Genomic DNA, 10,362 nt, shown 5'->3' with positions numbered 1-10,362 from the left:
GAAGCGCATCCTGACCATGTCGTGATAACCTATGTAAATTGCTCTGCCGAAGTCAAAGCCTTAACCGATATTGTTGTCACCTCATCAAACGCTGTCAAAATAGTAAACTCAATACCTTTAGACAAACCCATTATATTTGCTCCAGATAAAAATTTAGGTAAATATGTAATGGAGCAAACCGGAAGAGACATGTTACTTTGGGATGGTTCTTGTGTGGTTCACGAAGCCTTTTCATTAGATAAATTAATTGCACTTTACAAAGAAAATCCAGACGCCAAAATTATTGCGCACCCAGAATCCGAGACTCATATTCTGAAAACTGCTGCCTATATTGGTTCGACAGCAGGAATGATAAATTTTGTAAAAACCGACCCAAGCAATAAGTTTATTGTAGCTACCGAGGCTGGTATTCTTCATAAAATGAAACAAGAAGTACCGCACAAAATATTAATACCAGCACCGGCAAAGGAAAACAACACTTGTGCTTGTAGTGAATGTGGCTATATGAAAATGAATACTTTACAAAAAGTATACGATTGTTTACTTCATGAATCTCCTGAAATTTTTATTCCTGAAGATATTATGAAAAAAGCTTTAGTGCCTATTGAACGTATGCTTGAATTATCTAAATAATGATAAAAACAAATTATTTAATCATAGGCTCAGGTGTTGCAGGATTAACTTTTGCTTTGAAAATTGCCAATCAATTTCCAAACAAAAAAATTACGATTGCCACCAAAGCTAATGCTGACGAATCCAACACCAAGTATGCTCAAGGAGGTATCGCAATAGTCACTGACAAAATCGAAGATTCGTATCAAAAACACATACAAGACACTTTAATTTGTGGTGATGGCTTGTGTGATGAATCCGTAGTCGAAATGGTTATTACCGAAGGTCCTAAACGCCTAAAAGAATTGATTGAATGGGGTGCTAAATTTGATAAAAATGTAGCAGGAACTCTAGATTTAGGCAAAGAGGGCGGGCATTCAGAAAACAGAGTGGTACATCATAAAGACCAAACGGGTAAAGAAATTGAACGTGCCATTTTAAACCAAGTATTGCAAAAAGAAAATATCACCGTTTTAGACCATCATTTTGCATTTGATTTAATTACAAAAAATAATTGCTGCATTGGAGCTTACGTTTTAGACCAAAAAACAAAAGAAATACTCACGTTTCAAGCTGAATATACTTTATTGGCAACAGGAGGAATTGGTCATCTTTACGGTCATACCACCAATCCTGTAATTGCTACTGGCGACGGAATTGCAATGGCTTTTAGAGCCAAAGCAAAAATTACAGAAATGGAATTTATTCAATTTCATCCTACAGCATTATATGATGCTAGCACCGATACTTCTTTTTTAATTTCGGAAGCAGTTCGTGGTTTTGGAGCTTATTTGCGCACCAAAAAAGGAGATCGATTTATGCTCAATTATGATTCTAGAGGTGATCTTGCATCACGAGACATCGTTTCACAAAGCATCGAGTTAGAGCTCAAAAAAAGTGGTGATGATTGTGTTTATCTCGATTGCACTCATTTAGAACTAGAGGGATTTATAAAACATTTTCCGATGATATATATGCATTGCAAAAATATAGGAATAGATATTGCAAAAAATTGGATTCCGGTAGTACCTGCCCAACATTATCTATGTGGTGGCATAGTAGTAGATAAAACTGGAAAGACATCTGTCGATAATTTATTTGCTTGTGGCGAGTGTTCTCGAACGGGTTTACACGGCGCCAATAGACTAGCCTCTAACTCTTTGCTGGAAGCCTTGGTCTATTCGGATAAAATATACCATTATTTAGCGAATCATCCTTTTGATGATCTTCAAGAAACAGAGCCTGTACAAGACTGGATATCAGATAAAATTACTGAAATTGACCCCAAATATACAGCTAATACAAAATTAGAATTACAGCTATTGATGCGAAAAAGTGTAGGTATTGTTCGTAATGATTTAGATTTAAATAAGGCAAACTTTAAGTTGAAACAATTTCAAATTGAAATAGAAGACAAGATAAAAAATCATAAAACCAATGCGAGTTTAGGAGAATTACGTAATTTAATTACAATTGGAAGCCTAATTGTTGAACAATCTATTGATAGAAACGAAAATCGTGGTGGTTTCGTGAAAAATTAAAAAAAATTAAAATTTTACGTTTTTGAATACTTTGTAAGTTAAACCTTTTTTAAAAATTCGCTTCTTACTGTTATATCTTTAAAAAACATAAAAATGAAAAAATTAATTGTAGCCACTCTACTTGTTTTTAGTGCATTTACTTTTGCACAAGAAAAAATGGAGAATGAAACGAACAGTCCAAGAAAAGGACATTGGCAAAACGGCGAAAGTGATGAAATACGTTTGAAAAAACTAAGTTCTGAATTGAATTTGAATGCCAAACAACAAGAACAAATAAAAACCGTAATGGCGGAACAAAAAGCAAAAAGAGAAGCTTTTATGAAGGAGAAAATGGCAAACAAAGAGATGGCAAAAGTGCCAACTCCTGAAGAGCGTAAAGAAAGAATAGAAAAATTTGAAGAGGCAAAACTAGCAATGGATGCAAAATTAAAAGCCATTTTATCTCCAGAACAATTAGCAAAATGGAATACCATTAAAGAAGAGCGCAAAGACAAAATGAAAGACAGAAAAGAAGAAAAAAAATAAACAGTCTCATTTTTTACCAATAAAAAAAAGTCTTAATTCTAAACTTAGAATTAAGACTTTTTAAATTTTTTAGTTTAGATTACCAGTCACCTCCTGAACCACCTCCAGAAAAGCCTCCTCCTCCGAAGCCACCACCAAAACCGCCACCATCACCTCCAAATGAGCCACCGCCGAACGAACCACCACCATTTCTGCCCAAACTACTTAAAATAATCACATCCAATAAACTTGGGCCACCTCCAGAATTACCTGAGTTTCCACCATTATTTTTATTTTTTGAAATGATAACAAATATGATAAAAACGATAATTAATATTGGCAAAACTGGAAACTTTTCTTTTTTATTGCTTTTCCTTTCGCCTTTATACTTCCCCTTAAATACATCAAAAATAGCATCGGCTCCCTTATCTAAACCATTGTAATAACTACCTGCCTTGAATTCTGGAATAATAATATTTCGAGTGATTTCTCCGCCTATTCCTGCTGTCAATCGGTCTTCGAGGCCGTATCCTGCAGAAATCCATATTTTCCTTTCGGCTTTGGCTAAAAGAATAATTACCCCATTATCATTTTTTTCAGTTCCGCCTATTCCCCACTGCTGTCCCCATTTGGGTGTCAAAATACCAATATCCTCTCCTTTAAGTGATTCAATAGTAATAACCACAATTTGTGTCGAAGTAGAATCAGAATACCTAATTAACTTTTCTTCTAACTGTGATTTTTCATCAGAACTCAAAACATTAGCATAATCATATACTGATGTTTGAAATTTAGGAATTTCAGGAATTGTATATTGGGCAAAACTGATTTGAGTAAATAGAAGAAAAGCTATTAATATATGCAAACTGACTAACTGCCATCTGCTATCTGCCATCTGTTTAGATTTCATTATCCTTTGGATATTTCGTTGCTTAATTCGTTAGAGTCATTTTCTAAATAAGGAAAATACTTTTGTAACTGTTCACCAGCCATGGTAATTCCATCAATTAAACCTTGTTTAAAGTTTCCTTTTTTAAAATGATTAGCCATTAGCTCTTTAGTACTATCCCAGAAATCAACTTCTACTCGGTCATTAATTCCTTTATCACCACAAATTACAAACTTTTTGTCTTTGACAGCAAGATAAATTAAAACCCCATTTTTAAGTTCGGTTTGATCCATTTTTAAAAAATTAAAAACTTCCAAAGCTCTATCAAAAGGAGCTTTGGAAGTTGTTTTTTCTATGTGTATTCTAATTTCGCCAGAAGTTTCTTTTTCGGCCATACGAATAGCTTCAACTATGGCGCTTTCTTCTTCTTTGGTTAAAAATTCTTCTACTTTTAACATTGTTTTATTTTTGCCACAAATTTCACGAATTTACACAAATTTTAATCTGTGATAATTTGTGAAATCTGTATTAGATTTTATTTATTAGAATTTTACTTCAACTGGTTTTTCTGCACCTTCAACAGCTTGAAAATAAGCTTTTTCTTTAAAACCAAACATTCCTGCAAATAATGAATTTGGAAAAGTTTTAATGTGAGTATTATAAGGTTTAACTGCTTCGTTAAAACGTGTTCTAGCAGTAAGAATCTGATTTTCGGTACTAGCCAATTCATCTTGTAATTTCAAGAAATTAGCATTGGCTTTCAATTCTGGATAGGCTTCAACAGAAACTAATAATCTTGATAATGAACTACTTACTCCACTCTGCGCTTTGTTAAATTCGGCTAATTTTTCAGGAGAAATATTTGCTGGATCGATAGTTACGGCAGTTGCTTTTGCTCTAGCTTCAATTACAGCTGTCAAAGTGCTTTTCTCAAAATCTGCAGCCCCTTTTACCGTATTTACAAGGTTTCCAATAAGGTCATTTCGTCTTTGATATGATGTTTGCACATCGCCCCAAGTCTGTTCAACGGTCTGACCTAAAGTTACTGCGTTATTATTAATTCCTTTAACCCAGCTGTACAAGCTAAAAATCACAACTGCTACTATAATCCAAGGTAAAAATTTTTTAAAATCCATTTTTGTTTAATTTAAAGTTTATTATTTAGTTTTCTAATCTCTATTCAAAAATCTATAGCCCATTCTTAATACTAGCCAACTGTGTTTTTATGGTTTCCAATTTGCTGATAATTTCAAATTTATCCAAAGTTTTCTTTTGCCCTTCTTTCAAATGGGTTCTGGCGCCTTCGAGGGTAAAACCTCGCTCCTTTACCAAATGATAAATGAGTTTCAGGTTATTAACGTCTTCAGGGGTAAACATCCTGTTGCCTTTGGCATTTTTCTTCGGCTTGAGGATGTCGAATTCGTTATCCCAAAATCGAATAAGTGAGGTATTCACATCAAAAGCTTTGGCTATTTCGCCAATACTATAATAGCGTTTGTCTGGTTGTAATTCTATTTGCATTAGTCTAAAGATTGATTTTCTTGATTAGCCAATTCTGAAATGGCAACATATTCTACTGCCGAAATATTTCCGTAATAAAAATTTATAGGGTTAACAACTCTACCGTTTTTATGGACTTCATAGTGTAAATGGGGTCCTTCTGACCTTCCTGTACTGCCTACATATCCTATTATATCGCCTCTTTTCACCCTTTGCCCTGATCTGCATTTGTATTTACTCAAATGTCCGTATAAAGTTTCATAACCAAAGCCATGCCTAATCACAATATGATTTCCATAACCCGATACGGTATTATCTGCTTTTGCTATTACCCCATCACCCGTTGCAAAAATTGGAGTTCCAACTTTAGCAGTAAAATCCATTCCTTCATGCATTTTTCTAACTTTAGTAAATGGGTCTGTTCGATATCCAAATCCCGAAGCCACTCTTTTTAAATTTTCATTTCTCACAGGCTGAATAGCTGGAATTGCAGCTAATAAATTATTTTTAGCTTTGGCCAATTTAAAAATTTCATCTAGCGATTTTGATTGAACCGACAATTCCTTACTAATCATATCTACTCTTTTGGTAGTATTAATTACTAATTTAGAATTATCATACCCTTCTAATTCCTTATATCTATTAAAACCTCTAAACCCTGATTTTCTATCTTTATCAGATATTTGAGCTGTATTAAAATAAACTCTATATAAATTATTATCCCTTTCTTCCATTACAGCAATTACATCCTCAATTTGATCCATTCTTTTGTTTAAAACTGAAAAATGTAACTTCAAATTATCTATTTCTCGAGCCTGAACTTTATCTTTTGGCGTTTCAAAATAAGGTGTGTTCAATAAAATTATAAAAGCTAAAAACCCAAACAGTGCCGAAGCCAATAAAAACAAGAGTAAATAGGCAAATTTCTTTCTCTTTTTTGTTATTATTTTTCGGTAGGCTAGATTTTCGGAATCGTAATAATATTTTACTTTCGCCATATTTTAAAATACCCTATTTTTGCACATTGAAAAATGTTAGTCGAACAAATTTAATAAATGTTTCATTTGTTACGCCCTTTTTTTAACAATATATTAAAGTTGGTTTATTTAATTCGTATAATCGTCATTTCGATTAGCGAATTATAAGATTAGCACATTAACAAAATTCCGAATTTTCAAAAAAAATGACATCACAAGAAGTACGTAAACAATATCTTGATTTTTTCAAAAGCAAAGACCATTTGATAGTTCCATCAGCACCAATTGTTCTGAAAGACGATCCTACACTGATGTTTAACAATTCAGGAATGGCTCAATTTAAAGAGTTCTTTTTGGGAAATGGAACACCTAAACACAACAGAATAGCCGATACACAAAAATGCCTTCGCGTTTCAGGTAAACATAATGATTTAGAAGATGTAGGGTTTGACACCTACCATCACACCATGTTCGAAATGTTAGGAAACTGGTCGTTTGGTGACTATTTCAAAAAAGAGGCGTTACACTGGGCTTGGGAATTCTTAACAGAGGTATTAAAACTGGATAAAGATAGATTGTATGTTTCTGTTTTTGAAGGAAACAAAGCTGAAAATGTGGCTTTTGACCAAGAATCATTTGATATTTGGAAACAATTTGTCTCTGAAGATCGAATTATTTTAGGCAATAAAAAAGATAACTTTTGGGAAATGGGAGATCAAGGACCTTGTGGACCTTGTTCAGAAATACATATAGATTTAAGAACAGACCAAGAAAGAGCTGCCGTTTCTGGTCGGGATTTAGTCAATGCTGATCATCCACAAGTAGTTGAAATTTGGAATAATGTTTTTATGGAATTTAACCGTAAGGCTGATGGTTCTTTAGAAAAATTACCTGCTCAACATGTTGATACCGGAATGGGGTTTGAACGTTTGTGTATGGCAATGCAAAACGTAACTTCGAATTATGACACCGATGTTTTTACCCCTTTAATTAACAAAATTGAAGTAATCACAGGTTTAAAATATACTTCAAATGAAGTAAAAAACATAAGCGAAGAACAAAACAAAACCAATATAGCCATTCGAGTAGTTGTCGACCACGTTCGTGCTGTAGCTTTTGCTATTGCCGATGGTCAATTACCATCAAACACAGGTGCTGGCTATGTGATTCGAAGAATTTTGCGACGTGCCATTCGCTATGGATTTACTTTTTTGAATACCAAAGAACCTTTTATTTTTCAATTAGTTGCTGTTTTAGCGGATCAAATGGGCGAGTTTTTTCCAGAAATTAAATCACAGCAACAATTGGTTACCAATGTAATTCGTGAAGAAGAAGCTTCTTTTTTAAGAACTTTAGACCAAGGGTTACAATTATTAGATCAGGTTATCACACAAACAAAAGGTACTGAAGTTTCAGGAGCGAAAGCATTTGAATTGTATGATACGTTCGGTTTTCCAAAAGATTTAACGGCTTTGATTTTGAAAGAAAAAGGAATGTCTTTCAAAGAATCTGAATTTGATGCTTCAATGAAAGCACAAAAAGATCGTTCGCGTTCGGCTTCTGAAGTTTCGACCGAAGATTGGAAAGTATTGATTCCGGGTAATGTGGAAACATTCGTAGGCTATGACAAAACGGAAAATGAAGTCAAAATTACTCGCATTCGAAAAGTTGATTCTAAAAAAGACGGAATTCTATATCAAATCGTATTAAATAACACGCCGTTTTATCCTGAAGGTGGCGGACAAGTTGGCGATAAAGGAACTTTGGTTTATGCTAACGAAACGATTGATATCATTGACACTAAGAAAGAGAATAATTTGATTCTGCATTTTGCAAAACAACTTCCTGAAAATATTGAAGCCAGTTTCGTTGCAAAAGTCAATACCAATTTACTGACATCGACTTCAAAAAATCATTCGGCTACACATTTGATGCATTTGGCGTTGCGAACTATTTTAGGAACACACGTTGAACAAAAAGGTTCGTTAGTGAATCCTAATTACTTGCGTTTTGACTTTTCGCATTTCAGTAAAGTTACCGATGAAGAAATTCGCAAAGTAGAAGATTTTGTAAATACTCGAATCGAAGAACAATTACAATTAGTTGAACACCGAAGCATTCCGATTCAGCAAGCAATGGCTCATGGTGCGATGGCGCTGTTCGGAGAGAAATATGGAGATAACGTACGTATGATTGAATTCGGCGACAGCAGAGAACTTTGTGGTGGAATTCACGTGAAAAACACAGGCGAAATCTGGCATTTCAAAATCCTTTCTGAAGGCGCAGTGGCTGCTGGAATTCGTCGTATAGAAGCAATTACAGGCGATGTAGTGAAAAACTATTACTCTCAACAAGAAAGCGATTTGGATGCGATAAAAGAAACGTTGAAAAATCCACAAGATACATTGAAAGCGGTGGTTTCATTGCAGGATGATAATGTTAAATTGAAAAAGCAAATAGAGCTATTGTTGAAAGAAAAAGTAGAAGGGATAAAAAATAATTTAATTTCAGAGTTTCAGGAAATTAATGGAGTTAATTTTTTAGCAAAACAGGTAGACTTATCCATGAGTTCTACTAAAGATTTAGCGCAATCACTCGGGAATTCAAAAAATAATGCATTTGTTATTTTGGCCTCCATTGAAGATAACGCTGCTAATATTCATTGTTATATCTCGAAAGAATTGGTTGCAGCAAAAAGCTTAAATGCCAATGTTGTTATCAAGGAATTAGGAAAATATATTGACGGAAACGGTGGTGGTCAGCCGTTCTTTGCCTCAGGAAAAGGCAAAAACACTAGCGGAATTAAAGAAGCATTAGAAAAAGCTTCATTATTTTTGAAATAACATCATTTCAAATTTTTTAAAAACCCTTTTAATTTGTTGATTAAAAGGGTTTTTCTTTTAGTAAAAACGGCTAAAAACAGTTTTAAACTGTAGTATATCTGATTAATTTACAGTATATCGGAAATATTAATTTAAATGCAATTCCTTTTATATTTTTGAAATGTGATAGAAAATGCCCCAGCTAATCTATTATATTAATCTACATATAAATCATGAAAAAAATATTTAGTCTTTTTTTTATTTCTGTTTTTATAATCATATTTAGTTCGTGTACTGCAGATGTTGATGATACTTCACAATTCAAATTAGTAAAAAAAATAATTGAAGTAAATAAAGATGAAACTTCATTGACGATCAACTTTGCTTATGATGGTGACAAAATTGTAAGTATCGATTCGGAATTATCTAATACAACATTTACTTATTCAGGAAATTTAATTACCAAAATAATTCAATTAGATAAAACTTCGCAAGATCAAAAAACCTTTGATTATTTTTATACAAATGATAATTTAACTAAAGTGATCAGCTCTGACAATTATACTTTAAATTACACCTATCAATCAGGTGGCAAAATAGCTTACGAAAAAACAAGTACTGATTCAAATATCAATATTGTTTTAGTATGTAACGGAACGCTATCAATACAATATAATAATGTTGTTCAAAAAAACAAAACTCTAAATACAAGCGGTGTCAATATTTTAGAAAAAGAAGAGCTAAGTTTTGCTTATGACAATAAATCAAACCCACTAAGAAACATCGTTGGATTTAATAAATTGTTAGACCATTCAGAATTAATTTCCGCCAATAATTATTATACAAACATAGTGATTTCATCGACCAAATATTTAGATTCAGAGGCGGAAGTTTCGTCTGCTGTTGTAATATCAAAAAATTACAATTATGATAAAGAGGGCTATCCTAAAGAAGTTATTTCGACAAAACCTGTGTTTGGAAAAGAAGATAAAAATCATCTAAAAACATTATATTTCTACTAAAACATTTAAAAAAAACACATTAAAAAAAGGTCTGACAAATTTCAGACCTTTTTTAATAATTACAATTATTTAATATTAATCAATTATTGTTTTACCATAAAAGCTTCTTTTAGAGTTTTTTGAGCATCTCTAAATTCTTTACTTCTTTCTTTTCCAAGAACTTCGTTAAGCTTGGGCGTTTTTACGGTATTGCTGTATTCTTTTAACTTCGCTTTCATCTCGTCTTCGCTAAGCGAAGTATCTGCCTTTAAGGTTTTAGAGTAGACTGTAGATTCGGCCAAAATAGCTCTAACTTTTTCTTGTTCTGCTAGAGTTACTCCTGCAATTTTAAAAGCCTCCATTAAATCGGCTTCTTTTTGATCTTTTGATTGTGCTTTCGGTTTTTCTGTAGCTGGTTTTTTATCAGAAGAAGCTTCTTGTGCAACAGCAGCAGTTAATGTAAAAAATACAGCACAAAGGGTCGTTAATAAGTGTTTCATTGTTAATTTTATTTAT

At 33.1% G+C, this 10,362-nt stretch carries 11 protein-coding genes; 5 read left to right on the top strand and 6 right to left on the bottom strand.

Going from position 1 to position 10,362, the window contains the following annotated elements:
- The 3 genes from ACKVOD_RS10155 to ACKVOD_RS10145 all read left to right on the top strand — a co-directional run.
- The coding region (locus ACKVOD_RS10155) for a quinolinate synthase NadA (RefSeq protein ID WP_409209358.1) at positions 1 to 633 on the top strand (633 nt) is incomplete at its 5' end.
- Positions 633 to 2,153, top strand: coding sequence for an L-aspartate oxidase (gene nadB / locus ACKVOD_RS10150; RefSeq protein WP_409209357.1), 1,521 nt, complete (start codon positions 633 to 635; stop codon positions 2,151 to 2,153). The genes ACKVOD_RS10155 and nadB, both read left to right, overlap by 1 nt.
- 93 nt (positions 2,154 to 2,246) lie before the next feature.
- A complete protein-coding gene (locus tag ACKVOD_RS10145) occupies positions 2,247 to 2,678 on the top strand; it encodes a hypothetical protein (RefSeq protein ID WP_409209356.1) in 432 nt (143 codons plus the stop codon).
- 79 nt (positions 2,679 to 2,757) lie between these two features.
- Here ACKVOD_RS10145 and ACKVOD_RS10140 read toward each other — a convergent pair whose 3' ends face one another.
- From ACKVOD_RS10140 to ACKVOD_RS10120, 5 genes are all read right to left on the bottom strand, one after another.
- Positions 2,758 to 3,552, bottom strand: a complete 795-nt coding sequence (locus ACKVOD_RS10140) for a TPM domain-containing protein (protein WP_409209355.1) — start codon at positions 3,550 to 3,552, stop codon at positions 2,758 to 2,760.
- Positions 3,553 to 3,566: 14 nt separating this feature from the next.
- Positions 3,567 to 4,004, bottom strand: a complete 438-nt coding sequence (locus ACKVOD_RS10135; protein ID WP_409209354.1) for a TPM domain-containing protein — start codon at positions 4,002 to 4,004, stop codon at positions 3,567 to 3,569.
- A gap of 84 nt (positions 4,005 to 4,088) precedes the next feature.
- Entirely contained in the window at positions 4,089 to 4,682 is a 594-nt protein-coding gene (locus ACKVOD_RS10130; RefSeq protein ID WP_409209353.1) for a LemA family protein, read from the bottom strand.
- Between the two features lie 52 nt (positions 4,683 to 4,734).
- On the bottom strand, positions 4,735 to 5,067 hold the full coding sequence (locus ACKVOD_RS10125) for a MerR family transcriptional regulator (protein WP_409209352.1): 333 nt from the start codon (positions 5,065 to 5,067) through the stop codon (positions 4,735 to 4,737).
- A complete protein-coding gene (locus ACKVOD_RS10120) occupies positions 5,067 to 6,044 on the bottom strand; it encodes a M23 family metallopeptidase (RefSeq protein ID WP_409209351.1) in 978 nt (325 codons plus the stop codon). The genes ACKVOD_RS10125 and ACKVOD_RS10120 overlap by 1 nt, the downstream gene beginning before the upstream one ends.
- Before the next feature lie 185 nt (positions 6,045 to 6,229).
- Here ACKVOD_RS10120 and alaS point away from each other — a divergent pair, with 185 nt between their 5' ends.
- Together alaS and ACKVOD_RS10110 are read left to right on the top strand one after the other, a co-directional pair.
- Positions 6,230 to 8,866: an alanine--tRNA ligase gene (gene alaS, locus ACKVOD_RS10115; RefSeq protein ID WP_409209350.1), complete on the top strand. Its 2,637-nt coding sequence runs from the start codon at positions 6,230 to 6,232 to the stop codon at positions 8,864 to 8,866.
- 212 nt (positions 8,867 to 9,078) lie between these two features.
- Positions 9,079 to 9,867, top strand: coding sequence for a hypothetical protein (locus tag ACKVOD_RS10110; RefSeq protein ID WP_409209349.1), 789 nt, complete (start codon positions 9,079 to 9,081; stop codon positions 9,865 to 9,867).
- A gap of 83 nt (positions 9,868 to 9,950) precedes the next feature.
- On the opposite strand, the gene ACKVOD_RS10105 is transcribed toward ACKVOD_RS10110, so the two are convergent.
- Positions 9,951 to 10,346, bottom strand: coding sequence for a hypothetical protein (locus ACKVOD_RS10105; protein WP_409209348.1), 396 nt, complete (start codon positions 10,344 to 10,346; stop codon positions 9,951 to 9,953).
- Positions 10,347 to 10,362 lie beyond the last annotated feature (16 nt).

Source organism: Flavobacterium sp., assembly GCF_046155325.1.
Lineage (GTDB): Bacteria > Bacteroidota > Bacteroidia > Flavobacteriales > Flavobacteriaceae > Flavobacterium.
This window is presented reverse-complemented; position numbering and strand designations above follow the sequence as displayed.

Coding starts and splice junctions, on each gene's coding strand:
- ACKVOD_RS10130 (WP_409209353.1), bottom strand. CDS start 4,682: ATGGATTTTAAAAAATTTTTACCTTGGATTATAGTAGCAGTTGTGATT.
- ACKVOD_RS10145 (WP_409209356.1), top strand. CDS start 2,247: ATGAAAAAATTAATTGTAGCCACTCTACTTGTTTTTAGTGCATTTACT.
- ACKVOD_RS10105 (WP_409209348.1), bottom strand. CDS start 10,346: ATGAAACACTTATTAACGACCCTTTGTGCTGTATTTTTTACATTAACT.
- ACKVOD_RS10120 (WP_409209351.1), bottom strand. CDS start 6,044: ATGGCGAAAGTAAAATATTATTACGATTCCGAAAATCTAGCCTACCGA.
- alaS (WP_409209350.1), top strand. CDS start 6,230: ATGACATCACAAGAAGTACGTAAACAATATCTTGATTTTTTCAAAAGC.
- ACKVOD_RS10140 (WP_409209355.1), bottom strand. CDS start 3,552: ATGGCAGATAGCAGATGGCAGTTAGTCAGTTTGCATATATTAATAGCT.
- nadB (WP_409209357.1), top strand. CDS start 633: ATGATAAAAACAAATTATTTAATCATAGGCTCAGGTGTTGCAGGATTA.
- ACKVOD_RS10125 (WP_409209352.1), bottom strand. CDS start 5,067: ATGCAAATAGAATTACAACCAGACAAACGCTATTATAGTATTGGCGAA.
- ACKVOD_RS10110 (WP_409209349.1), top strand. CDS start 9,079: ATGAAAAAAATATTTAGTCTTTTTTTTATTTCTGTTTTTATAATCATA.
- ACKVOD_RS10135 (WP_409209354.1), bottom strand. CDS start 4,004: ATGTTAAAAGTAGAAGAATTTTTAACCAAAGAAGAAGAAAGCGCCATA.